Source organism: Dokdonia sp. Asnod2-E02 (assembly GCF_045063915.1).
Taxonomy (GTDB): Bacteria; Bacteroidota; Bacteroidia; order Flavobacteriales; family Flavobacteriaceae; genus Dokdonia.
The window spans coordinates 2,795,720-2,820,391 of sequence record NZ_JBEFNX010000005.1; the positions used below are offsets into that span (position 1 = coordinate 2,795,720).

At 38.7% G+C, this 24,672-nt stretch carries 18 protein-coding genes; 10 read left to right on the forward strand and 8 right to left on the reverse strand.

Features of this window, described 5'->3' with window-relative positions; translation table 11 throughout:
- Positions 1-271 precede the first annotated feature (271 nt).
- Together rpsA and ACJJVM_RS12750 are read left to right on the forward strand one after the other, a co-directional pair.
- Positions 272-2,104, forward strand: a complete 1,833-nt coding sequence (gene rpsA, locus ACJJVM_RS12745; RefSeq protein WP_298348093.1) for a 30S ribosomal protein S1 — start codon at positions 272-274, stop codon at positions 2,102-2,104.
- Between the two features lie 170 nt (positions 2,105-2,274).
- The gene (locus tag ACJJVM_RS12750) at positions 2,275-2,799 is read left to right on the forward strand and encodes an outer membrane beta-barrel protein (protein ID WP_298348095.1); all 525 of its coding nucleotides are present in this window, start codon (positions 2,275-2,277) and stop codon (positions 2,797-2,799) included.
- 90 nt (positions 2,800-2,889) lie between these two features.
- Here ACJJVM_RS12750 and ACJJVM_RS12755 read toward each other — a convergent pair whose 3' ends face one another.
- Genes ACJJVM_RS12755 through ACJJVM_RS12770 form a run of 4 tightly spaced genes read right to left on the reverse strand, consistent with a single transcriptional unit; the run spans position 2,890 to position 7,279 of the window.
- A complete protein-coding gene (locus tag ACJJVM_RS12755) occupies positions 2,890-3,930 on the reverse strand; it encodes a CDP-glycerol glycerophosphotransferase family protein (protein ID WP_405211886.1) in 1,041 nt (346 codons plus the stop codon).
- Positions 3,931-4,611 carry an NTP transferase domain-containing protein gene (locus ACJJVM_RS12760; RefSeq protein ID WP_405211887.1) on the reverse strand — a complete coding sequence of 227 codons (681 nt, stop codon included), beginning with the start codon at positions 4,609-4,611 and terminating at the stop codon, positions 3,931-3,933. It abuts the gene before it with no gap.
- On the reverse strand, positions 4,611-6,455 hold the full coding sequence (locus ACJJVM_RS12765; protein WP_405211888.1) for a glycosyltransferase: 1,845 nt from the start codon (positions 6,453-6,455) through the stop codon (positions 4,611-4,613). The genes ACJJVM_RS12760 and ACJJVM_RS12765 overlap by 1 nt, the downstream gene beginning before the upstream one ends.
- 8 nt (positions 6,456-6,463) lie before the next feature.
- Positions 6,464-7,279: a 2,3,4,5-tetrahydropyridine-2,6-dicarboxylate N-succinyltransferase gene (locus ACJJVM_RS12770; protein WP_035325115.1), complete on the reverse strand. Its 816-nt coding sequence runs from the start codon at positions 7,277-7,279 to the stop codon at positions 6,464-6,466.
- Positions 7,280-7,545: 266 nt separating this feature from the next.
- On the opposite strand from ACJJVM_RS12770, the gene ruvX reads away from it, so the two are divergent.
- The 5 genes from ruvX to ACJJVM_RS12795 all read left to right on the forward strand — a co-directional run bounded on the left by ruvX (position 7,546) and on the right by ACJJVM_RS12795 (position 11,528).
- A complete protein-coding gene (gene ruvX, locus ACJJVM_RS12775; protein ID WP_038600903.1) occupies positions 7,546-7,956 on the forward strand; it encodes a Holliday junction resolvase RuvX in 411 nt (136 codons plus the stop codon).
- 2 nt (positions 7,957-7,958) lie between these two features.
- Positions 7,959-8,549, forward strand: a complete 591-nt coding sequence (gene def / locus ACJJVM_RS12780) for a peptide deformylase (RefSeq protein WP_021778586.1) — start codon at positions 7,959-7,961, stop codon at positions 8,547-8,549.
- A gap of 73 nt (positions 8,550-8,622) precedes the next feature.
- Positions 8,623-9,036, forward strand: a complete 414-nt coding sequence (locus ACJJVM_RS12785; RefSeq protein WP_021778587.1) for a DUF5606 domain-containing protein — start codon at positions 8,623-8,625, stop codon at positions 9,034-9,036.
- Between the two features lie 131 nt (positions 9,037-9,167).
- The gene (mazG, locus tag ACJJVM_RS12790) at positions 9,168-9,944 is read left to right on the forward strand and encodes a nucleoside triphosphate pyrophosphohydrolase (protein ID WP_021778588.1); all 777 of its coding nucleotides are present in this window, start codon (positions 9,168-9,170) and stop codon (positions 9,942-9,944) included.
- A 132-nt stretch (positions 9,945-10,076) separates the two neighbouring features.
- Positions 10,077-11,528 (forward strand): carboxypeptidase-like regulatory domain-containing protein, encoded by a 1,452-nt coding sequence (locus ACJJVM_RS12795; RefSeq protein WP_405211889.1) that lies wholly within the window; start codon positions 10,077-10,079, stop codon positions 11,526-11,528.
- 60 nt (positions 11,529-11,588) lie between these two features.
- Here ACJJVM_RS12795 and ACJJVM_RS12800 read toward each other — a convergent pair whose 3' ends face one another.
- Positions 11,589-11,810, reverse strand: coding sequence for a VF530 family DNA-binding protein (locus tag ACJJVM_RS12800; RefSeq protein ID WP_021778590.1), 222 nt, complete (start codon positions 11,808-11,810; stop codon positions 11,589-11,591).
- 20 nt (positions 11,811-11,830) lie between these two features.
- Complete coding sequence (locus ACJJVM_RS12805; RefSeq protein ID WP_405211890.1) at positions 11,831-13,441, reverse strand: class I SAM-dependent methyltransferase; 1,611 nt, start codon at positions 13,439-13,441, stop codon at positions 11,831-11,833.
- 128 nt (positions 13,442-13,569) lie between these two features.
- Between ACJJVM_RS12805 and pabB the strand changes: the two genes are divergently transcribed.
- The 3 genes from pabB to ettA all read left to right on the forward strand — a co-directional run bounded on the left by pabB (position 13,570) and on the right by ettA (position 20,179).
- Complete coding sequence (pabB, locus tag ACJJVM_RS12810; protein WP_405211891.1) at positions 13,570-14,868, forward strand: aminodeoxychorismate synthase component I; 1,299 nt, start codon at positions 13,570-13,572, stop codon at positions 14,866-14,868.
- A gap of 117 nt (positions 14,869-14,985) precedes the next feature.
- Positions 14,986-18,261 carry a T9SS type A sorting domain-containing protein gene (locus tag ACJJVM_RS12815; protein ID WP_405211892.1) on the forward strand — a complete coding sequence of 1,092 codons (3,276 nt, stop codon included), beginning with the start codon at positions 14,986-14,988 and terminating at the stop codon, positions 18,259-18,261.
- A 226-nt stretch (positions 18,262-18,487) separates the two neighbouring features.
- A complete protein-coding gene (gene ettA / locus ACJJVM_RS12820; RefSeq protein ID WP_035325109.1) occupies positions 18,488-20,179 on the forward strand; it encodes an energy-dependent translational throttle protein EttA in 1,692 nt (563 codons plus the stop codon).
- A 346-nt stretch (positions 20,180-20,525) separates the two neighbouring features.
- Here the strand turns inward: ettA and ACJJVM_RS12825 are convergent, their stop codons facing one another.
- A complete protein-coding gene (locus ACJJVM_RS12825; RefSeq protein ID WP_405211893.1) occupies positions 20,526-22,094 on the reverse strand; it encodes an amidohydrolase family protein in 1,569 nt (522 codons plus the stop codon).
- A gap of 2 nt (positions 22,095-22,096) precedes the next feature.
- A complete protein-coding gene (locus ACJJVM_RS12830; protein ID WP_405211894.1) occupies positions 22,097-24,634 on the reverse strand; it encodes a M14 family zinc carboxypeptidase in 2,538 nt (845 codons plus the stop codon).
- Between the last annotated feature and the right edge of the window lie 38 nt (positions 24,635-24,672).

Sequence of the window (24,672 nt, forward strand, 5' to 3'; positions counted from 1 at the left end):
TTTAGTTATTTAAATAATAGTGTGGTTGCATTATTATTCTAAAAAATTAGAGTGAAGAAATAATGACATAACCCCTTTGTAAATCAATAAAAAGGATGTATTTTTGCGCACCTTTTTGACGACCGGTAGAAAGCTGTCACAGAGGATTTATAAAAAACAAAACAAACCCTTTTACGGTTTCTTGGTTTATCTAGCTTTCGGAGAAACGTAAAATACAAAACCCATCCCGCTTTAAAGCGCTAGTTTTAAGTGAGATGTAATTTTAGCACAAATGGCTGAAGAAACAAAAAATCCTGAAGTTCAGGAAGAAGCTGCAGTAGCAGCACCAAAAGTTGAGCTATCTCCAGCTCAAGAAAACCCAGAGCAATTTCTTAAAGATTTTAACTGGGAGAAGTACGAAGAAGGAATCGATACAGTAGATGACAAGCAGCTTGAAGAGTTTGAAGCACTTGTAGCAAGCAACTTTGTAGACACTCTTGATGACGACGTAGTAGAAGGAACAGTAATTACTATTACTGATCGTGATGCAATTATCGACATTAACGCAAAGTCTGAAGGTGTAATCTCTCTTAACGAGTTCCGTTACAATCCAGACCTTAAAGTAGGTGACAAAGTAGAAGTACTTATCGATGTACGTGAAGATGCAACTGGGCAATTGATATTATCACACCGTAAGGCACGTGTTATCAAGGCTTGGGATCGCGTTAACGCTGCACACGATGAGGGAACTATCGTAAACGGATTTGTAAAAGCACGTACTAAAGGAGGTATGATCGTAGATGTTTTCGGTATCGAAGCATTCTTACCAGGATCACAGATTGATGTGAAGCCTATACGTGATTACGATCAGTATGTAAATAAAACTATGGAATTCAAGGTTGTAAAAATCAACCACGAGTTTAAAAACGTTGTAGTATCTCACAAAGCGCTTATCGAAGCAGATATCGAAGAGCAGAAGAAGGAGATCATCGGGCAGCTTGAGAAAGGACAAGTACTTGAAGGTGTTGTTAAAAACATTACTTCTTACGGTGTATTTGTTGATCTTGGAGGTGTTGACGGACTGGTACACATTACAGACCTTTCTTGGTCACGTATCAACCACCCGAATGAAATCGTTGAGCTTGATCAGAAACTGAACGTAGTAATCCTTGACTTTGATGAGGACAAAACACGTATCCAGTTAGGTCTTAAGCAACTTTCTAAGCACCCTTGGGAAGCTTTAGGAGACGAGCTTAAAGTAGGAGATAACGTAAAAGGTAAGGTAGTTGTAATCGCAGATTACGGTGCATTTATCGAAGTAGAAGAAGGAGTAGAAGGTCTTATACACGTATCTGAAATGTCTTGGTCTACACACTTACGTAGCGCTCAAGACTTTGTAAAAGTAGGAGACGTAGTAGATGCACAAATTCTTACACTAGATCGTGAAGATCGTAAGATGAGTTTAGGTATCAAGCAACTTACGCAAGATCCTTGGACAGATATTACTTCTAAGTATCCAGTAGGGTCACGTCACGAGGGTATCGTACGTAACTTTACAAACTTTGGAGTGTTCTTAGAACTAGAAGAAGGAATTGATGGATTAATTTACATCTCAGACCTTTCTTGGACTAAGAAAGTGAAGCACCCATCAGAATTCTGTGAGGTAGGAGATAAGCTAGAAGTAGTGGTTCTTGAACTTGACGTAGATGGACGTAAACTTTCACTAGGACACAAACAGATCGAGGCAAACCCTTGGGATAAGTATGAAGATGAGTTTAAAGTAGGTACAACACACAAAGCGGCTATCACAGAGATAGTAGACAAGGGTGCTACAATAGACTTTAATGAAGATATCACTGCATTTGTTCCTACACGTCACCTTGAGAAAGAAGACGGTACAAAACTAGGAAAAGGAGAAGAAGCTGAATTCCAGATTATAGAATTCAACAAAGACTTCAAGCGTGTAGTAGCTTCACATATGGTAATCCATAAAGAAGAAGAAGCAAAAATCGTTAAACAAGCAGCTAAGAAAGCTAAAGCTCAAGCAGATGAGTCTAAGCCTACACTAGGTGATGCAAACGATGCTCTTGCAGCTCTTAAAAAGAAAATGGAAGGAGGAGAGTAATCTCAACCACACATTTTTAATACAGAAAACCTCTCAAGTAATTGAGAGGTTTTTTTATGCCTTTTCAAAGAGTATAAATTTATCTTTTTTCTTACAAAGTGATTATTTATATTCGCTCGCCCATTTATATTTAGCTTGGGTTTTAATCAATCAATTAACAATCATTTATTATGAAAAAAATTATTTTAACAGCTGTAATAGCTGTAGTATCAATGACGGCTGTAATGGCGCAAGAGGCTGTTTTCGGAGCAAAAGCTGGTTACACTCTAATAGGATCTAAAGTTACTACTGATGGTCAAGAGTTTACAGGTTCTGCAAGTGGATTTCACGTGGGATTTACTACAGACGTTCAAATAGGCAACCAGTTATATGTTGCACCAGAACTTCTTTTTACTATGGTGTTTGAAGGAGGCACAGATCTTAAGTTTTTACAGGTGCCACTTTTCTTAAAGTATTATGCTGCAGATAAGTTTTATGTAAATGGAGGACCTCAAATTACCTATACTCTTGAGGAGATCTCTGACGATTTTACAAAATTTAATGTAGGGTTTGGAGCGGGTCTTGGTTATGAGTTTACAGATAATTTTTATGGAAACTTTAGAACCGTATACCAACTAAATAATTATTATACTGGTGATGCTGATGTAAAAAGTAGAAATAGTATCTTTAATTTAGGCTTTGGTTTTAAATTCTAGATTTTTAAAACTTTATTCTCATAAATAAGAAAAGCACCACATTGGTGCTTTTCTTATTTATGGTTTAGAGTACGCTTTCGCGAAAGCGTACTAAGACTTTCTATCAAACAGCTTATTGATCTTACGTCTTCGTAGCCAAGAAATTTTACGTTTTTCTGGCACACCGTGCTGAGAGATATACTCCTTAATTGCAGCTACTACTCTTGCTGATGATTTTCCATCTGTGTAAGGATGATATTGAGCTATAATACTGGCCCGCTCTGATGCATAATTATCTTGAGTGTGTATTTTCAATATGCTAGGAATTAAATTTTTTGGATTTCTGATATTTTCCCACCGTATAGCATCCGAAATATTGTTGAGGGTGATAACCGGCTTGTCTAATAGTAAAAATTCATATATCACAGAAGAGGTGTCACTTATTAAGAGATCTGCCAGGACAAGTTGTTTTACGATATCCTTTTCTTCTATAAAATAAATAGTATCATAACGAGCAGCTAGATCTTTATAGTAAGAAATAAGCTCTGGATGCATTAAATCGTGAAATTTAATATGTATCACATAATCCCTATGCGATGCGAGCGTCTCAATTTCCTTTTTTAAAACGTGGGCAGAGGTGAGTGATGGAGAAAATGTAGGTGCGTAGAGAATGATGTTACTAGCATTGTGGCGATTCAGTATTTCTAGTTTGTATGCAGAAGTATCATCTTTGATTTTCTGATAGCTATCTAACTTGGGCCAGCCAGTTTCTATAACAGATATATTGTTGTGCTTTTTCTTAAGCTTATTAAAACCTTCTGTAAAATAGGGGCCTTGGGTAAGGTAAAGGTCAAAGTAATCACGTATTCTAAAGTGCCCTTTCTTTTCTCCTGCAAGTCCGTGAAAGATTTGCACCTTAAGGCCACGCAAGTAATAAGGTACTTCATTACCAGGACAAATTATAGTGTCACTGTTAAAGGCTATTAATTCTTTTATGCTCGTAGTTACAGCATCATTATGAAAAGGAAATACATCAAGGAGTTTGGGCATTATGAACCATAGTACTTGGTCTTCACTTTGAGCAAGTTCTTCTCTTATGGTTTGCATAATCCCAAAGGCATATGCGTTTTGACAGAAGAGAATAACTTTCATTTATAAAAAACTATTTACGTGTTCTAGATCTTCTTTAAAATCTACCTCCATACAGTTGAATTTTGAGATGTCTACCGCCTGTATTTTAGTTTGATGCTTGGCAATCATAACCTCTAGTCCTTTTTCAAAATAGTCTTGTGCTTCACAGGCTTCTAGTTCTTTTATAAAGAGAGGAACATCTTTTGCAGAGATGTAATTTATACCTACAGCTTCTCCCAGTCCATTTATTACTTCTTTTGAGAGATTTTGTATGTACCCGTTTTCAAGAGTATACTTTACCTCCTCATCTGCTACAGAGCAGGTGTTTACCGCTACAAAACTTTGATCTTTTTCTATATGTGGTACAAGCTCGTTAAGTAGTAATGGGTCAAAAACCACATCTCCATTTAACCACAATACAGATTCATCACGACATTTTTTAAGCGCGCATAAAAGACTCTTAGAGGTATTTGTCGTGTCAAAATATGGATTGTAGATATACGTAATGTCTGGAAAACGCTCCATAATACTATTCTTCTTAAAGCCTACTACGGTTAATAAGTCATTTATAGAAAAATAAGATGATAAGCTCTCTATCATCATTTCCATAATGCTTTTTCCATTCTTGAGAGGGGTAAGTGCTTTAGGGTAGGGATTGCCTAGGCGTGAGCCTATGCCAGCTGCGAGAATGATTGTTTTCACTAGTTGGGTGTTTTCTTTTGTAATCTAAGCCTGCGTAGCTTGCAGTACTTTAAGTAGGTTGTCTTCGCACTAAATGTACAAAGAATAAAACCATTACGCCCATCTAAGAATCCTATCCTTATAATGTACGATCGAATAAAAATCCACGAGGGTTTTATAATGAGGTCAAGTATACTCGCTTTACGCCCTCTTTTGTAGTACTCTTTTGAAGCGATGGTGGAGAATTTTTCTGTCTTTTGTCTATGCTCTTCGTGCGTTGCGTGTACCCAGTGCAGTATCTCTCCCCTTAAAGAGCCTACTGCAGCCCCATCACTCATCTGTACTTTATCGTGCGGATTTACACCTCCCCATCGAGCCTTTGTTTTGTCAAAAACACGTAATTTTTTATCGCGACTCCAGTCTGTATGGTTAATCCACTGGCCGCAGTAGTTGTTGTATCGTTTTACGATGTAGCCACTCTTATTAAAATCTCTTTTAACACGCTGTATAGCAGTTTGTAATTCTTTGCTCAAAGCCTCATCTGCATCTAGAGATACAATATGGTTATGGCTAGCAAGGTCAAGGGCTACGTTTTTTTGCTGTATGTGTCCCTCAAATGTATGCTGTATAAATCTTACAGGATATTGCTCGCAGATATATTGTGTCTTATCTGTACTGTATGAATCTACTATCACAACTTCATCTACCACGGGTAGTAGTGACTCTATACACCTTGCAATATTACGTTCTTCATTATAGGTGATAATCGTGGCAGACATCTTTACACTACCATCGTTAACCACCGCGCTTTCTTTTAAAAAGGCACTGAGTTTTGGTACAATGAGATCTGGTTTAAACTGCTGGTAGTTTGCAGCTACCTTTTGAGGTGCTCGCTCACGTTTATTAAATTTGGGATTATAATCTATGTAGTCATATAGATGTACAGAGACGTGTCTTTTATGATCGTCATACACACTCCATTCTTCTTTATTAATCCACGGGCAAAAGATGGCAAACGTAGGGATATCTATAGCCTTTGCCATATTTATAGCTCCGCCCTCGTTACCTATAATAGCATCACAGTGACTTGTGATAGCTATAAACTCTCTAAGGCTTTTGCCATAACAGTCTAAAAATATATGAGCTCTGGTGTTTACTGCACAGTGATTGTATAAGGTAGTTATTAAATCTGCCTGTGAGGGAATGTAATTAAAGATGAGTTGTGCATCTGTGCTTTCTACAATATAATCTAGTAAGGTTGCTAGATAGGGTAGTGGGTACGTTTTTTTAGCTCCGCTGCCTAGGGCACTTATCTGGTACAACTTTTTTGAAAGGTCAATGCCGCAAGATTCTATGATATGTTTTGCGTTTGTCTTTTCCTGCTCAGTGAGGTAAATTTTTGGTGCAATAGCATCAAATGGTTTACCTGTAAGTTGCTCTAGTAAGAGCATTCTATTCTCTATGGCGAGGCCAGCTAGGGTATAAGACTTCTTTCGGCGACGTAGGGTATCTGTATAAAAAAGGTGGGTGTACCATTTATGATAACCCACGCTGTTTTTTGCTCTAGTAGCTTTAGTTAAAAATGCGCTACCTATTTTAGAGTACACATCTATAACGGTGTCATAGGCTTCTGCCTTGAGCTGTTTTTTAAATTGTGATTTTGCCTTTGTACTCTTTTCTATCTCTGGTGTATAGATAATGAGCTTGTCTATAAAAGGATTATTCTCAAGTACGGGTGTAGTGTGAGCGTTTATGAGGTAGTGTATCTCGCTTTCGCGAAAGCGTAATTTTATCGCTTCACATAAGATAGACGATGTCAAGACATCGCCTATCATTTTCTGTTGTATGATGAGAACTTTTTTCAATAGATCGTTTATACGGCTACATCATATTCTCTTAGTGCGTCATTAAGAGAGGTTTTCTTATTTGTACTTTCTTTACGTTTACCTATAATAAGTGCACAAGGTACTTGGTACTCTCCAGCGGCAAACTTTTTTGTATAACTTCCTGGTATCACTACAGAGCGAGCTGGTACGCGGCCTTTCATCTCTACTGGCTCGTCACCTGTAACGTCTATGATTTTTGTACTCATAGTAAGTACTACGTTTGCGCCTAGTACGGCTTCTTTCTCTACGTGTACACCTTCTACTACGATACATCTAGATCCTATAAAAGCACCATCTTCTATAATTACGGGAGAGGCTTGTAACGGCTCAAGTACACCACCTATACCTACACCACCACTAAGGTGTACATTTTTACCTATTTGAGCACAGCTACCTACTGTTGCCCAGGTGTCTACCATAGTACCCTCGTCTACATAGGCACCTATATTTACATAACTAGGCATAAGGATAACTCCTTTTGATATGTATGCTCCGTGTCTTGCGACAGCGTTAGGTACTACACGTATACCACGGTTTTCGTAATCTCTCTTGAGAGGAATTTTGTCGTGATATTCAAATATACCAGCTTCAAGAGTTTCCATTTTTTGAATAGGGAAATAAAGTACTACAGCTTTTTTTACCCACTCGTTTACTTGCCATCCATTTTCTGTAGGCTCTGCAACACGCAGGGTACCGCGGTCTAGCATATCTACCACCTCACGTATGGCGTTTATAGTTACAGGGTTAGTAAGGTGCGTACGGTCGTCCCACGCTTCTTCAATAATATTCTGAAGTTGTGTCATTGTATATTCTTTTAAGTTTTATAAGTGAGTATAGTGGCTCACGGTGCTATAATCTTTGGCCCAAAGATAAAGTATCAATTGAGTTTATAAAGGTAGTCTTTGTTGTAAAAGCCACACAAGGAAGTGCTTTTTTGTTATATATGTTACAATAAGCAAAGCCTATAGTGAGTAATAGACTGTCGCTTATGGGTGTGGGTTTATGTATCGGTGTGCATATCGCTTATATTCTTGCTTGTTTTTACTTATTTTTGCACCAAATTTTACAGATGGCACGCATCATTGCAATAGATTATGGAACAAAGCGCACGGGAGTCGCGGTGACAGATGAGTTGCAACTTATTGCTTCTGGCTTAACCACGGTACCGACTAAAGATATTTTTAAATTTTTAGCCACCTACCTAGCCGAAGAAAAAGTAGAGGCAATGGTCATAGGAGAGCCTAAACGTATGAATAATGAGGCGAGTGATGTTGAGGAGCATATAGTACGCTTTCGCGAAAGCGTAGAAAAAAAACATCCCGAGCTCAAAATCATTAGGCAAGATGAACGTTTTACCTCAAAGATGGCTTTCCAGACAATGATAGATAGCGGTATCGGTAAAAAGAAGAGACAAAATAAAGCACTTGTAGATCAAATAAGTGCAACCATTATACTGCAGGATTACCTGTATAATAAATAGATATGATATTACCTATAGTAGCATACGGGAGTCCCGTGCTTAAGAAAAAAGCAAAAGATATTACTCCAGAGTACCCTAACCTGAGTGAGCTCCTTGAGAATATGTATGAGACAATGTATGGAGCGCACGGCGTAGGCCTTGCAGCACCACAAGTGGGATTACCTATACGCATCTTTCTTGTAGATACAACACCATTTGCAGATGATGAGAGCTTTACGCCAGAGGAGCAAAAGCAACTATCTAGCTTTAAGAAAACCTTCATAAATGCAGAGATTCTAGAAGAAGAAGGAGAGGAGTGGGCTTTTTCTGAAGGATGTTTGAGTATACCTGGTATAAACGAAGATGTTTTTAGAAAACCTACGGTAACCATCAAGTATCAAGACGAAAACTTTAAGGAGCATACAGAAACTTATGAGGGCCTTATAGCACGTGTGATACAGCACGAGTATGATCACATAGATGGTATACTTTTTACAGATAAACTATCGAGTCTTAAAAAACGTTTAATAAAAGGAAAGCTAGCAAATATCTCAAAAGGAAAGTGCAGTGCAGACTACCGTATGCGTTTTCCGGCGGCGTCAAAAAAACGCTAAAACGTTAAACCCAAAAAACTAATTTGTAAATATGTGGTGCAAAGTGCATCTTTGCCACCCAATAAAATAATATATGAGTTTAGATAAAGTAATCGCAATCGCAGGAAAGCCTGGTATATATGAGTTAAAGCAACAAACACGTAGTGGTTTTGTAGCAGAGTCACTCGTGGATGGTAAGAGAATTACCGTAGGGATTCGTCACAATGTGAGTGTTCTGTCTGAGATAGCCATCTATACACTAAGTGCAGAAAAGCCGTTAAGAGAGGTTTTTCAAGCTATAAAGGAAAAAGAAAACGGTGGTCCTACCATACACCATAAGGTGTCAAAAGATGAGCTCGAAGAGTTTTTCTTTAACGTAGTACCAGATTATGATGAAGACCGCGTGTATGCTAGCGATATAAAGAAGGTAGTGCAGTGGTACAACATTTTACAACAAAAGGAGATGCTCAACTTTGAAGCTCCAGTAGCTTCAGACGAAGAAGAATAGTGCATAACTTTTTATAATATTAAAGAGCCTTTACAATCTATATGTGAAGGCTTTTTTAGTTTTAAACTTTATTACGCTTTCGCGAAAGCGTAATATAAACCCTCATTATATCTACTATAAAAAGAACCATTATGAAGTACTCAAGAGAAGCACAGCTCAAAGCCATAGATAGATTACTCACGATTATGGATGAGCTTAGAGTAGGATGCCCTTGGGATAAAAAACAAACGATGGAGAGCCTACGCCATCTCACCATAGAGGAGACTTATGAGCTAGGCGATGCTATACTAGATAATGACCTAGAAGAAGTAAAAAAGGAACTGGGAGACCTTTTATTACACATTGTCTTTTATGCAAAAATAGGAAGCGAGACCCAAGACTTTGATATAGCAGATGTGGCAAACAGTATCTCAGAAAAGCTTATCTCTCGTCACCCACATATATATGGTGATGTAGATGTAGCAAATGCCGATGAAGTAGCTACTAACTGGGAGAAACTCAAACTCAAAGAAGGTAAAAAATCTGTGCTAGAAGGTGTGCCTAGAAGCCTACCGGCACTTGTAAAAGCAAGCCGAATACAAGATAAAGTAGCGGGTGTAGGTTTTGACTGGGAAGAGCCCCAGCAGGTTTTTGAAAAAGTACAAGAAGAGCTAGAAGAACTACAACACGAAGTAAACGAAAATAATCAAGAGAAGATAGAAGCCGAATTTGGCGATGTACTTTTCTCTATGATTAACTATGCTCGTTTCTTAAAAGTAGACCCAGAAAGCGCTCTTGAGCGCACTAATAAGAAGTTTATAAAACGCTTTCAGTACCTAGAAGGTAAGGCCAAAGAGCTTAATAAAGACCTTTCAGATATGACGCTTAAAGAGATGGATATCTTCTGGGAAGAGGCAAAGCAATTGTAAAGGCGATATAATCTTGATGATTATGATGAGCGTTAGGGCACTTGCCTAGCTCAAAAGATGTGTTCACTCATTGTAGGTTTAGTTTAGAGTATAGCTAAGGTAGTTTTACCTCATACTTAAAAACCAAACATTATGAGAGCTATCATCACATCTATCTTAATATTTCTTAGTCTTGTTTCTTATGCTCAAGAAGTAAACATCACAGGAACAATCACTGCAGAGGGTAACCCACTTCCGGGTGCAAATATCTTAGTAAAGGGGAAGGATCGTAAATCAGTCTCAGATTTTGACGGTAATTATGAGATCAGAGCGGTAAAGCTGGATACGCTCGTATTTTCATTTGTAGGTTTTGATACTCAAGAAATCATTGTAGGAGATGCTACCGTAATTAATGTCGCGATGCTAGGCAGTCCTGAGCTAGAAGAAGTAATTGTTACAGCTTCTGGAGTAAAGAGAGAGAAACGTGCTGTAGGGTATGCTACCTCAGATGTTAGTATCGTTATAAGAGGTAAAGTTTCTGGCGTTGCAGTGACAGAAGGTTCTAGTCATCCTTCTAGATATAATGACCCGGCTTATGGACAGCTTACGGCAGGTGAGATTAATGACTTAGAAAAGTGGTCTGAGTATTATGAGATTTTCTCAAGTGGGGAAGCACAAAAAGTTGCCGGCCGCTGGCGATTTATCCATAAAAATAAAATAGACATTACCCTCAAGAATAAAGATCAAACTCCTGTAGCAAATACAATGGTTGCTCTCTATAAAAATAAAAAGCAGCTTATGAAAGGTCGTACAGATGTTAATGGATCACTAGTACTTTATAAAGGAGCACACAACCTGAGTGATCGCTTCTTAGTACAAGTGTATAGTGAGGGTACTGTAGTGGGAAAATCTATAAGTGGAGGACAACAGGCGGTAGAGATTACCATAGCGTCAAGTGTTACTGCGACTAATACAGTAGACGTTCTATTTGCTGTAGATGCTACAGGCTCTATGGGAGATGAGATTGCTTATCTCAAATCTGAGCTTAAAAATATTATGAATAGAATAGATGCACAAATCGCACAAAAACGAGTAGCGCTCACAGTGTATAGAGATCACGGTGATAGCTATGTAACTAAATCGATAGATTTTAAAGAAAATGTAAATGAGGTAAAAGATTTTTTATCACAGCAAGATGCAAATGGAGGTGGAGATTATGAAGAGGCAGTAGAGGAAGCTTTAAAAGTATCCTTCTCTCAATCTTGGAATGTGGATGCAAAGGCAAAGCTACTATTCTTGATGCTAGACGCACCTCCACACTACACAAAGCAAAATGTGGAGCTCATAAAATCACAGATTAAAAAAGCTCGAGAGATGGGTATAAAAATAATACCTGTTGTTGCTAGTGGAGCAAATAAAGAAGTAGAATTCTTGATGCGATCATTTAGTGTTGCCACTAATGGAACGTATGTTTTCCTTACAGATGATAGCGGTATAGGTAATGACCATATGGAGCCTACTACAGAAGATGTAAAAGTAGAAAAGCTTAATGACCTCATAGTACGTCTTATTGAGAAGTACGCAGGTGTAGAGAGCGCCTTGTAGAAGAACTGTTTTTTTAGTTTGTTTGTAAACGCGTTATTCAGTTATTGATAACGCGTTTTTTTATATAGACTGTAAATATAATTGCTCTACTTTTTCTCTAGCCCAGGGAGTACGTCTCAAAAATTTGAGACTAGATTTTATAGAAGGATCTTTTTTGAAGCAATTTATATCTACCTGTAAACTCATTTCTTTCCAGCCATAGTTAGTTACCAGAAACTCTAAGATGTCTACAAGTTTTACCCCGTGTAACGGGTTATTAGGTTGTTGCTGCTTCTCTTCCATAATAGCAAAGATAACTCAATCTAGTGTCTAAAGAGATTTACAGTTACCGTTGCCGCATCATTATTTGGAAATTTTTTACTTAGTTTTTCATCTCTCTTCATACCTATACTATCTAGCACTTTATGGAAAACAGGTACTTCTACTATAAATTGATCTGAGTAGCCGTGCGTAGCATCATAGGCAGTTACGGCTGTTTTTCCTATATAATCTGCTGCGATTGCTGGAGGTACACTATGTAACTCTATGAGTAATAAACCGTGTTTTCCAGTATATGGAGACCATTTTCCAAAATGTTCTGCAAGCGAGGCTTCAGCATCGTTATTTGAAATGCGAGCGCCCTCATATGCAAAGGCTCCAGTAGATGTGCTTGGACTCTTTGTAGATTGGGCTGGGGCTTTCCATACACGATTATGATCTAAGAAAGAACGCACATTAAGAAGATCTCCTAGCGTGATGTCATACTCCTCCTGTAAGTCGGCAGCGAGTCTGTCTGGGTCACCTATATCTCCCCACATCACTTTTGCCCATATTTCGGCTTGGATGAGATTTTGCTTAGTAATATCTATTGCTGTCTGGTTATAATCTGCTCCTACTAGTATAAGTGGGTGTTCATCTAGATGCTTGCCACGTAGTGTGTGACGCTCAATAAGATTGTAAAGGTGTATTAAAAAAGCACCGTTACCGCAGCCCATATCTAATATTCCTTTAGGTTGCTCGTCTAGAGGTTTGTTAAAAATATCAAGTATAATAGTATCTACTACTTTAAAGTAGGTAGCGTGCGCACCACCGCTTCCCCATACATTCATAGCTCTGTCTACGTGTCCTTCTTGGCTACCGTCACCTTGTGATTTTGCCGCCAACGCATTACCAAAAAGCAGGTCGTCAAGCTTACGCAAGGTAGGTATGTAAGAAACAGTCACGCCGTATGCGCTGGCTCTCTTTGCAAAGAACAGTCCTTTGTCTGTAAATTGATACGTGTGTTCTTTGCGAGTAAACAGTTCAAAATAAGTGAGTATGTCTAATAGTTTTTTGAAGTTCTCTCCATCTGCGTGAAACTCTTCTGGCCTAAAGCTTGCCTGCATAAAGTATTTATGAAAGGCACCATTCATAGACAGGTGTACAAAAGTAGGACCTAGTATACTTCCTTCTATATGAGCAAGTACTTGCTCTTGTATTGTTCTCTCTGCTGGATCTTCAGATAGTGTGATACTATAATGATCGCGGTATTTTGAAAAAATATCTTGTAACATTTTAAAAGGAGCAACCTCAAATTTTCTAAAATGGTAATTTTCAGAAAGCTTTTGTAGTGCTGTTACCTCTTCATAAAGTGGGAATAGTGCAAAAGCTGTTGCTGTATGCTCATTTATACCATAAGTAACCGTATTTGTGCTGTTATCTATGTGCTGCACGAGCCATCCTTGTGAGGCTAGTAGTCGCAATGCCACGTTGAGGTATCCCTCATTTGCATCAAAGGTTGATGTCAAATCACCAATTGTGACCTCTTTTTTATCTAATATATATGTGGTCACGCCCTTTTTGTAAAGCGAAAACGCAGATGGAGCGGTAACGATACCGTCTAAGTGTCTAAAAAGTCGCTCTCTATAGGTGGCTTGTAATGCTTTGGATACCATAGTATCAGTGTGTTATGTGTTTAAATATTTATTAGTCTACCAGACCACTAGGTTAATAACTTTTTTTCAAATAAAAATGTTTTTAACATCAATTTATATCCGTCTCATTCTTGTGTATTTTTACCGTTGTGAATCGTACTACTAAAACCATAACTATAACAGACCTTAATGCCTTTAAGAAACGACTACTTTCTTGGGCACAGCAGTATGAAGACATTGTGTGGCTTGATAGTAACAGTTACGAGCGACAAAATTATCCTGAGTACGAGGCCATACTAGCAGTAGATGCTTTTACAAGTCTAAAGACTGACTATCAAGGAGCTTTTGATCAACTGGAGGAGTATCAAAGTACAACAAAAGATTGGATTTTTGGATACCTCAGTTATGATCTTAAGAATGATACTGAGCGACTTACATCAAAAAATGACGACAGTCTCGACTTTGCAGACTTATATTTCTTTCAGCCCAAAAAGGTTTTTTTACTCAAAGGTGACACCCTCGAGATGCACTACCTAGGTATGGTAGATGATGAGATAGAAGAGGATTATAAGGAGATAATAAATGGTGTAAACTATGAACCCTATATCCCTGCAGAGCCATTATCTATTAAACTCAAGATTCACAAAGAAGCTTATAAAGAAAAGGTTCGTGAGATGCTTGCCCACATACACAGAGGTGATATTTATGAGGCAAATATGTGTCAAGAGTTTTATGCAACAGGCGCCATCAATCCGCTAGAAACATATGAGCGACTCAATGCAATAAGTACCCCACCGTTTGCCACTTATTTAAGGATGGAAGATCAGTATTTACTTTCGGCAACACCAGAGCGGTATATTAAAAAAATAGGAGAGAAGATTGTTACCCAGCCCATAAAGGGAACGGCTAGACGTAGTGATAATGAGGAGGAGGATTACGCTTTCGCGAAAGCGTTACAACAAAACCCAAAAGAGCGCTCAGAAAACATAATGATTGTAGATCTCGTGCGCAACGACTTGTCTCGCACAGCTCGCAGAGGATCTGTTGTAGTAGAGGAGTTATGCGAGGTATACCCCTTTAAGCAAGTTCACCAAATGATATCAACCGTTACCTCACAACTAGGCTTAGGTATCTCACCGGTAGATGTAATACGTAGCACCTTCCCAATGGGAAGTATGACCGGTGCGCCAAAATTGCGAGCAATGCAAATCATAGAGTCACTAGAAGAGTCAAAGCGGGGTTTATACAGCGGCTCAGTGGGCTATTTTACCCCGGCAGGCGATTTTGATTTTAATGTAGTCATACGCAGTATACTCTACAATGCAGAGAAACAATACATCTCATACTCAGTAGGCGGGGCCATCACCGCTGGTTCTGACCCAGATAGTGAGTATGAAGAGTGCTTACTCAAGGCTAAGGCGATGCGTGCCGTTTTAGAGGGAGAATAGTAGCGATATTTTGATTTGTTCCAAGAGGGATTATACAATATTCTTTTTGTAAGAATTATCTTAAAAGTATAATTTAATGTGATACATTTATCCCTCATCAATCAATAATCAACTTTTATGATAAAATTTACGATAGGATTCTTATTCCTTATTTGTACTTCTTTGGTACAAGCGCAGTCAATTTCAATTTCAGAAACTGGCTTTGTCGAGAATGATTCAAACAATGGTAGTGTTCGTGGAAATATAGAGATCCTTTTGGATGGCGATGCTTTTTCAAAACAAGAATTAGTTCTAGGAGAGGACTATGCTATAGCTGCTGTTCCCTCTGGATTGACACCTGCTCTTGAAGTTACACAAATAGCTGGAAGTCTATGGGTTGCCGAAACTGCAGCTATAGACTCAAAGTGGTTAGGAGTAACATATGGAAACGGAATATTTGTAGCAATCGCTCTAGAATTTGACGGCAACGTTATTATGAAATCTGAAGACGGTATTAATTGGGAACTGGTTCCTTATGATGGCGGTGTAAAACCCCTTGATATTATATATGCAAATGGAAAATTTCTCATTGTAGGTTTAGGTAATGATCAGAATGAAAGAATCATTACATCTACAGATGGTGTTGAATGGACTAATCAACAATCCCCAAATATTTCTTATGGTTTTGCAGCCTATGGTAATGATACCTTTGTTGCTTTTTCTAGACAAAGTTCGGATGCAATGACATCACCTGATGGTATAATTTGGACACAACAGGAAGTAGGCGTTGATGAATTTAATTGGGGCTCAATAACCTTTGGAAATGGTTTGTTCGTAGTTGTAGGGGCAACTGGTGATAATAGAATTTTGACATCACCAGATGGAGTTAATTGGACACCGAGACAAGCACCAGAACAAAATTCTTGGTCATCAGTAACTTACGGAAATGGTCATTTTGTAGCGGTAAGTACTTCCGGAACAAATCGCGTTATGACTTCGCCAGATGGTATAACTTGGACTTCTCAGGAGGGAATAAATAATAGTTCTTGGTTTGATGTTACTTATGGAGATGGAACTTTTGTAGCAGTAGCTGGTAATGGGTCGCAAAGAGTTATGACTTCTACAGATAATGGTGTGACGTGGACAAACCAAGAAAATTTTATCAATGCTAAATGGCATAATATTACTTATGGTGATGGGCAATTTGTGGCTGTAGCCACAGAAGGAGTAAATCGAGTAATGAGAACGCCTTCTAGAAGTATAGCACAGCTCACTTTTAATGGTAATGCAGATGCTCACGAAGATATTAATGATATTTCAAATCTTACTTTACAATTAAACGATAGTGCATTTACAATAAGTAATTCATCAGAAGTTATGAATGCTGAGGGGCCTATCGATACTGCGTTAGGAATAGATTTTATAGATGCTCCATTAGTGACCTATAGTGGCTCTGGATTTACAGAAACCGCATCTAATATGGGGGAAGTTTCTGGAGAAATAATTATTGATATTGAAGGTGATGTATTTAATTCTACTCCATTAACAGCTGGCATAGATTATGAAATCACAAATCTCCCTTCAGGATTAGTTCCAGAAATTGAAGTAGCTTTAGCAGGGGCAGATTGGGAATCAGGTATTGTAGCATCACCCATACAATGGGAATCAATAGTTTATGGTAACGGTCTTTTCGTAGCTGTGGCTTCTGGGCCATCTACTCTAGCTATGACCTCTTTAGATGGGCTGGATTGGACAACTAGAATTGCGGCAGCAAGTAGTGACTGGTCTTCTGTTGCATATGGAAATGAATTATTTGTAGCTGTGGCAAGAGATGGTGATACAAGAGTAATGATATCAACAAACGGAATCGATTGGCAACCTGTAGACGCCCCAGAGCAAAACGCTTGGGAGTCTATAACATATGGTAATGGTACTTTTATAGCTGTGGCTAGTGATGGGGAGAATCGTGTGATGAGGTCTGGTGATGGTTTGAATTGGGAGTTATTTAATTCTTCAGAACAGAACAGCTGGAAGTCTGTCACATATGGAGAAGAAGGATTTGTTGCGGTATCATCTGATGGGACAAATCAAGTTATGCAATCTTTTGATGGGGTCCAATGGGGGAACTGGATGTCTACACAGCCTAATACTTGGGAGTCTGTTGTATATGGTTTAGATAAATATGTTGCTATATCGTCTGATGGTGACAATAGGGTTATGTATAGTACTAATGGCCTTAGTTGGGAGACTGGATCAAGTCCGGTTAATAATACTTGGAGAGATATAACATATGGTGCTGGTGTATTTGTAGCAGTGTCTAATGATGGTGAAAATATGGTTATGACTTCTCTAGATGGCATAAATTGGACGTTACAAGAGGAGGCTATAACTGCCAGCTGGGAGGCAGTTACTTATGGAGGAGGACAATTTGCTGCAGTAGCTAGACTTATGGGTACAGGAACAGGAGCAATGATAAGCAAAGCCTCAACCCAGGCAATTTTAACATTAACAGGCGCCGCATCTAATAATGAAAGTAGTGATGATATTTCTGATTTACTTTTTACCTTTTCAGATAGTGTATTTAATAAGGTACAAGCATCAAACATTACAAATGCGACAGGCCCAGCAAATTCAAACTTAGGGATTGACTTTAATGATGCAGATTGTGAACTAGTTATTCAATGTTCTGATGATGTGTTTATTGTAACGGGTGAAAACTCTTGTTTTGGATCGGTAACTCTAGTAGAACCTACTACAAATGGATGCGAAGGAGAAGAATTAACAAATGATGCACCATCAGAATTTCCATTAGGTGAGACCATAGTAACTTGGACATTAACGCGTGCTGAAATCTCTGTAACTTGTACTCAATTAGTAACAGTACAAGATGAACAAGATCCTGTATTTTCTTGTCCAGCAGATTACACTGTAACTGTAGAGGAAGGAGAGGCTTACTCCATAGGTGATATATTTATAGAGCAATCTATAGAAGTTCAAGACAACTGTTCAGGAGAAATTACATTAAATCAAAGCCCTGATATAGGAGAGCAGTTAGCAATAGGAGAAAATACAATAACACTATCTGTTGCAGATGAATCTGATAATGTGACAACCTGTACGTTCTTAATAACTGTAGATGAAACACTGGGTGTTAATGCAAATTCCTTAACTTCAAGTTTGGAGCTTTACCCTAATCCTTCAAAAGGAATGGTTAATGTTTCAAATTCTGAAATGTCGTTTATTAATCAAGTGTTGGTATACGATCTTTCAGGAAGACTATTGTTAACAAAAGAGTTTAATAGTGTAAAATCTGTTTATGAGTTAGACTTAAGTCATTTAGAAAGTAGTATCTATTTTCTCAAAATTAGTGATGATAAGTCCTCCGTAACAAAACGATTAATACTTGATAAATAATCTTATTTTGATTTAAATTTAAATCTCCTGCGTATACTATATGCAGGAGATTTTTTTTTTAGTTCAGTTCATATTAAAATATTCGTTCAGTATCTAAGTATAGACAACAAGACCTTTGGTCTAAATAGATGATAGATTTTGTATTTTTGCCTTCCGCTTTCGCGAAAGCGTACTAACAATAAACCAACTAGCTTAAAGCATACAGCTTAGAGCCAAAAGCCAAATTATGAGCGACGATAAAAAGATCATTTTTTCAATGCAGGGCGTTTCAAAAACGTTTCCTGGAGCACAGACACCTGTACTTAAAAAGATATACCTAAGCTTCTTTTATGGAGCAAAAATAGGAATCTTAGGTCTTAACGGTTCTGGTAAATCTACGTTGATGAAAATCATCGCAGGATTAGATACAAACTTTCAGGGAGATGTAACTTCAGATAAAGAATTTTCTGTAGGGTATCTTGAGCAAGAGCCTAAGCTAGATCCAGAAAAAACGGTTCTTGAGATTGTAAAAGAAGGAGCTGCCGAAACGGTTGCTATTCTTGATGAGTACAATAAAATCAATGATTCATTTGGTCTAGAAGAGGTATACTCAGATGCAGATAAGATGGATAAGCTTATGGCACGCCAGGCAGTTTTACAAGATGAGATAGATGCTCGCGGTGCCTGGGAGCTAGATACAAAACTAGAGATCGCGATGGATGCACTACGCACCCCACCGGCAGATCAAAAAGTAGGTGTACTCTCTGGAGGAGAAAAGCGTCGTGTGGCTTTATGTAGATTATTATTACAAGAGCCAGATGTATTATTACTAGATGAGCCTACTAACCACCTTGACGCAGAGTCTGTACACTGGTTAGAGCATCACCTTGCACAATATAAAGGAACGGTAATAGCTGTAACTCACGACCGTTACTTCCTTGATAACGTAGCAGGATGGATATTAGAGCTGGATAGAGGAGAGGGAATCCCTTGGAAAGGAAACTACTCTTCTTGGCTAGACCAGAAGTCTAAGCGTATGGCGCAAGAGAGTAAGACCGCTTCAAAAAGACAAAAAACGTTAGAGCGAGAGCTAGAGTGGGTACGTCAAGGAGCAAAAGGGCGCCAGACTAAACAAAAAGCTCGTTTACAGAACTATGACAAGATGATGAGTCAAGATCAAAAGCAAGTAGATGAGAAGCTTGAGATCTATATCCCTAATGGGCCACGTCTTGGTACTAATGTTATTGAGGCATCTGGAGTGAGTAAAGCCTTTGGCGATAAGTTACTGTATGAAGACCTTAATTTTAACTTGCCGCAGGCTGGTATCGTTGGTATTATAGGTCCTAACGGAGCTGGTAAGACTACTATCTTTAAAATGATTATGGGTGAGGAGGCTCCAGATAAAGGAACCTTTAACGTAGGAGAGACTGCTCAAATCGCATATGTAGACCAGAGTCACAGCAATATAGACCCAGAGAAAACTATCTGGCAAAACTTCTCAGACGAGCAAGAGCTTGTAATGATGGGCGGTAAGGAAGTAAACTCTAGGGCATACCTAAGTAGATTTAACTTCTCAGGTAGTGAGCAAAATAAGAAAGTAGCAACACTATCTGGTGGTGAGCGCAACCGTTTACACCTTGCGATGACTTTAAGAGAGGAAGGAAACGTACTATTACTGGATGAGCCTACAAACGACCTTGATGTAAACACACTAAGAGCGCTAGAAGAAGGACTAGAGAACTTTGCAGGCTGTGCCGTAGTAATTAGTCACGACCGCTGGTTCTTAGATCGTATATGTACTCACATTCTTGCTTTTGAGGGAGATAGTCAAGTGTATTTCTTTGAGGGTAGTTTCTCAGAGTATGAGGCAAATAAGAAAAAGCGATTAGGTGGTGATTTAATGCCTAAGCGTATTAAATACAAGAAGTTAGTAAGGTAAGTAATTACATACAATGAGAAACGCCCCATACATAACTGTATGGGGCGTTTTTATATATAAAAGTTATTGTAGATATAATAGCTACATAAAAACAAATAACATTGCACATAAGGCAAGTATAATCACAGATACAATAAGTATAGACTTATTAATTAGGATCAGTTTGTTATTAAATTCAATGCGTATCATCTTGATAGTTTTATGGTTTCACTTTATAGATACTAAAATATGTAAAAGGTTGCGTCTAAGTAATTTAAAAATTTTTGAACACTACATTTTACGATTAATTCCGTTACAGCGATAAAATTATGCAGTTTATCTGATGTGAAGTCATAAAATATATTATTTAATCATTAACTCCCGGTTGTTTTAATGTGAAGTTTTCTTCTTTTTTTGCCTTATCTACTTGGCTTTTTACATCTCTCAAAAGTTCTTTTGCATCATAGATTATCCCGTCTTTTATAGTATACTTAACTCCACCTACACGCACCACTTCATTATCATCTGTTAGTTTTATAGCGCCTGTTCCATAAAGTACTTTGAGATTTTGCAATGGGTTTTCTTCTACAATGACAAAGTCTGCAAGTTTATTTACTTCTACAGAGCCTACTTGGTCGTCCATATTAAGCAATTCTGCGCCATTGAGGGTTGCCGCTCTTATCACTTCCAGGGGGTGAAAACCTGCTTCCCTAAGTAATTCTAACTCTCTAGGGTATGCAAATCCATATAACTGAAAAATAAAGCCAGAATCTGTACCTACAGTTACACGACCACCTCTGTTTTTATATTCATTTACAAAAGCCATCCACATACGGTAGTTGTTTTTCCAGTGTACTTCTTCTTCTGTACCCCAGAAGTGCCAGTAGCTACCGTGTGATATTTTACTAGGTTGATAAAATCTCCATAAGGAAGGAAGGGTGTAGTCTTCGTGCCACTCGGCTCTTCTTGCTCTCATTAAGTCACGACTGGCTTCATAAATATTAAAGGTAGGATCTAGTGTGAAATCTAGAGCGATAAGCTCCTCCATAACTGCATTCCATTTTTCAGACCCTGGTTTAGCCGCTTGCGCCCATAGGCGTCCTGCCTCGCCAAAACGGTGTTGCTCATTATTATAATTATAGTCAAGCGGATAGTTTTGTACTGTCGTGTTTTCAAACAGTGCTTCTGGTAATCCATACCAGTGCTCCATAGACGTAAGTCCAGCACGTGCGCTGTTAAGTACATTCCAGCGTGCGACGCTCATTTGAGCGTGGTGCATAGATGAGGTAAGACCCAGTTTCTTGTTTTCTTCAAGAGCTGCTTGCATAACCTCTGGTGGAGCGCCAAAAAACTTAATCCCGTCTGAACCATTTTTGCTATTATTTTGGACCCAAGCTCTTGCTTGTTGTGCAGTAGTTATAGTCTCTTTACTACCTTGGCCAAAGCCTGTATGCGAGATGATACGTGGTGCGATAATGCTATTGCGTGCAGATTTTTTCTTGAGGTCTAATGTAAAGTCACGACTCCTACCAGAAACCTCACGCACGGTCGTAACGCCGTGCGCCATCCATAGTTTAAAAACATAATCTGGATCTGCTCCTTGTGCTTCTCCACCTATGTGCACGTGACAATCTACAAACCCTGGTAAAAGGTACATTCCATTTGCATCTAGCTCTTTTCCGCCTGCACGTAGTTTTGGGCGTTTTGCTTCGTTAATCGCTACACCTGGATATCCTACTACTTTAATTTCGGTGATTTTATTTCCTTCTACTACAATATCTACAGGACTTATCGGTGGTGCTCCATTACCATTTATGAGCGTTACGCCACGTATGATGAGCTGATTAAAAGGACCTTCTTGTAGGGGTGATTGCGCTTTCGCGAAAGCGGAAAAAAACAACACTCCGCATATAAATGTGATAATTGATTTATGCATAACTAGTTTATTAAACTCCCGAAGAAGATTGCGTTAAGAAAGAGTTTATTGGTACCGTACCAGCTTCCTCTAAAGTTAGGATTATCTGCAAAAAGGACCACACGGCCTCTACCTTCCGGAGAAACGATAAGTGAGGCACTCTTTTTCATAAAGTCATTTAAGTTTTTATCAGATATAAATCCGTCTATATGCGGTGTGTCTGTGTATTGTGCAACGGTATTATACTCACTTTTTGAAGGCTGTAGCCATACGTTATTGTTTTTATAAACAGGTAGTGTGTTATATCTGTAGCCAAAAGCGAGTGGGTGTGTTAAGTCTAGATCTACCTCAAAAATGGCTCCGCCTAGACGCTCCTTACCACGGTTAGGACCTTTGTTTACATAAGGTTTGCGCTCTTCGGTCTTTGTGGAGTCTTCTTTCTTATCTTTTGTGAGTTTGCCCGTAGCAATTTTTGATTTTATAGCCCAGCTACTCGCAGTTCCAGAAGTAATAAGAGTATTGCCTTGAGCAATCCAAGCTTTCAAGTTTTTTTGCTGTCTGTCTGATATGACGTTGTAGTTACCAGATACCATCACTAGCGTGTTGTACTTACTTAAATCTACACGGTTAAAGTTGCTCATCATCACTTTTGTGATAGGCATATGCACACGTGTGTCAAGTAAGTGCCATACCTCTCCAGCTTCATAAGAGCTAGTACCATTACCTATAACCATAAGTGCTTTAGGAGCGTCTATTTTTTGAAAGTTGCGACTTCCTAAATCAATTCCTTTTATGCTAAAGCCAGTATTTGTCGCATAAATAGGGACTTGATATTTTTGCTGTGCAGCTACTAGTAAGTCATATACTTCATCTTCGGTCTCATCTTGACGACTTACTGGTAGCATAAGTGTACCATAATTAAAATCCCTTATACCACTTGTAGTATTTGCTGTAAACGGTTTAAAAGCGGTGGCAAGCACGAGTCCTTCTTTTTGTAGGTGGTTAAGTAGTGCTGGTGCATTATAATCATCATAATCTATAAGGTAGGCATAGCTCGTTTTTGTAAGTGGCGCTACGCGTACTAAATTATCTGTTGTGGTGATCTCTTTTCCTAAACTCGGGGTGCTGTTCAAACCTTTGTAACGCATATTGTAAAAGTTACCTACAGACCACGCACTGGCATCATAGTAAACACTATCACGGTAGGTGCTATAAGTTTCAAAAAATGATTGAACCATTCTTTTTTGAGCTTGGTTAGTAGGCACTACATAACGACCATCACCTTTATCATATAGTTTAATACGGTGCTTTAAGAGTTTATCTATAAACGCTTTTGTTCTATTTGCATCATAAGGATCACCAAACTCATATGCGGCTGCTTGATCTGTTTTTCCTTTCTTAAAGGCGCTTTTAAAGAACTCTTGTTGATACTCTCGTAGTCTAGCTTTGTTCTCTACAGCGGCCTTTACGGTAGCCATTCCAGACGTAAACTGGTTTCTTATTGTAAATGGAAAACTAATGGTGCCAAAATCTGTGTCTTGTAAATGACCACGGCTACTTGCTTGCTCAAAAAGTAGGGCGAGAGCTCCTTGTAAATCTGGATATGAAGATCCATAGCCTGGGTAGGTGCCGTCAAAGGCTTCTTTTGTAAAATAAAAACTCCCTATCTCATCTAGCGCACTAGAGAAGTATGGCGCAAAAAGGTTATTGAGCTCCTCATAATTTTCCTTAGGCATAATAGGGTCTTTACTTCCTATAGGTAACATAGGCTCAAAGAAGTGTGTACTGTTTGTACCCATCTCGTGAAAATCTGTAACCACATTAGGATACCAGTCGTGATACCAGTCTAGTTTGCCACGGCTCTCTGGGTTAATAGCGAGTAACCAGTCTCTGTTAAGGTCAAACCAGTAGTGATTTGTCCTTCCGCGTGGCCACATTTCTGTATGCTCTGCGTCTATATTATCAGATACAAGTGGTGAGCCTTTATAACTATTTGCCCACTGTGTGTGGCGATCGCGACCATCTGGGTTTATGGTAGGGTCTAAAAAGATAACACTGTTTTTACGGTAGTTTATAATATCTGGATGCTGTGATGCTACTAGTGTGTATGCGGTAAGCAATGCCGCCTCAGAACTTGATGGTTCATTACCGTGCACATTATACCCTAGTTGTATAAAAACGGGTACTTCATTATAATTAGTCACATTTTGCTTTGTGTCTACAAAGGCGAGATGCTGTTTTTTAATGGCCGTCAAGTTTGCGAGATTTTCTGCAGTAGATATGGTGAGCATAACTAGCTTTCGGCTTTCGTGTGACTTGCCGTATTGTGCTATTGTAGCTTGGTTTGATACCTCTGCTAGTTCTTGCAAGTAAGCTACAATCTGGTCGTGACGGGTATGTTGCTCGCCTATATCGTACCCCAGAAACTCTGCAGGTGACGGGATGGCGGAGTCAAAAGGAGCATACTTGCCTGTAAAATAATCTTGTGCGTGTAGTTGTGGTGATAACGCTTTCGCGAAAGCGTAAAAAACCACAGTCAGTAATAGAATCTTGTGTTTCATTTGGATTGATTTGTACTTCTAAAAATACGGAAATAATT

What these genes read in the sequence shown, in the direction of transcription:
- rpsA (WP_298348093.1), top strand. Translation starts at nt 272, where the DNA reads ATGGCTGAAGAAACAAAAAATCCTGAAGTTCAGGAAGAAGCTGCAGTA.
- def (WP_021778586.1), top strand. Translation starts at nt 7,959, where the DNA reads ATGATATTACCTATAGTAGCATACGGGAGTCCCGTGCTTAAGAAAAAA.
- ACJJVM_RS12750 (WP_298348095.1), top strand. Translation starts at nt 2,275, where the DNA reads ATGAAAAAAATTATTTTAACAGCTGTAATAGCTGTAGTATCAATGACG.
- ACJJVM_RS12825 (WP_405211893.1), bottom strand. Translation starts at nt 22,094, where the DNA reads ATGCATAAATCAATTATCACATTTATATGCGGAGTGTTGTTTTTTTCC.
- ACJJVM_RS12770 (WP_035325115.1), bottom strand. Translation starts at nt 7,279, where the DNA reads ATGACACAACTTCAGAATATTATTGAAGAAGCGTGGGACGACCGTACG.
- ACJJVM_RS12795 (WP_405211889.1), top strand. Translation starts at nt 10,077, where the DNA reads ATGAGAGCTATCATCACATCTATCTTAATATTTCTTAGTCTTGTTTCT.
- ACJJVM_RS12800 (WP_021778590.1), bottom strand. Translation starts at nt 11,810, where the DNA reads ATGGAAGAGAAGCAGCAACAACCTAATAACCCGTTACACGGGGTAAAA.
- ACJJVM_RS12830 (WP_405211894.1), bottom strand. Translation starts at nt 24,634, where the DNA reads ATGAAACACAAGATTCTATTACTGACTGTGGTTTTTTACGCTTTCGCG.
- ettA (WP_035325109.1), top strand. Translation starts at nt 18,488, where the DNA reads ATGAGCGACGATAAAAAGATCATTTTTTCAATGCAGGGCGTTTCAAAA.
- ACJJVM_RS12805 (WP_405211890.1), bottom strand. Translation starts at nt 13,441, where the DNA reads ATGGTATCCAAAGCATTACAAGCCACCTATAGAGAGCGACTTTTTAGA.
- ACJJVM_RS12785 (WP_021778587.1), top strand. Translation starts at nt 8,623, where the DNA reads ATGAGTTTAGATAAAGTAATCGCAATCGCAGGAAAGCCTGGTATATAT.
- ACJJVM_RS12755 (WP_405211886.1), bottom strand. Translation starts at nt 3,930, where the DNA reads ATGAAAGTTATTCTCTTCTGTCAAAACGCATATGCCTTTGGGATTATG.
- mazG (WP_021778588.1), top strand. Translation starts at nt 9,168, where the DNA reads ATGAAGTACTCAAGAGAAGCACAGCTCAAAGCCATAGATAGATTACTC.
- ruvX (WP_038600903.1), top strand. Translation starts at nt 7,546, where the DNA reads ATGGCACGCATCATTGCAATAGATTATGGAACAAAGCGCACGGGAGTC.
- ACJJVM_RS12815 (WP_405211892.1), top strand. Translation starts at nt 14,986, where the DNA reads ATGATAAAATTTACGATAGGATTCTTATTCCTTATTTGTACTTCTTTG.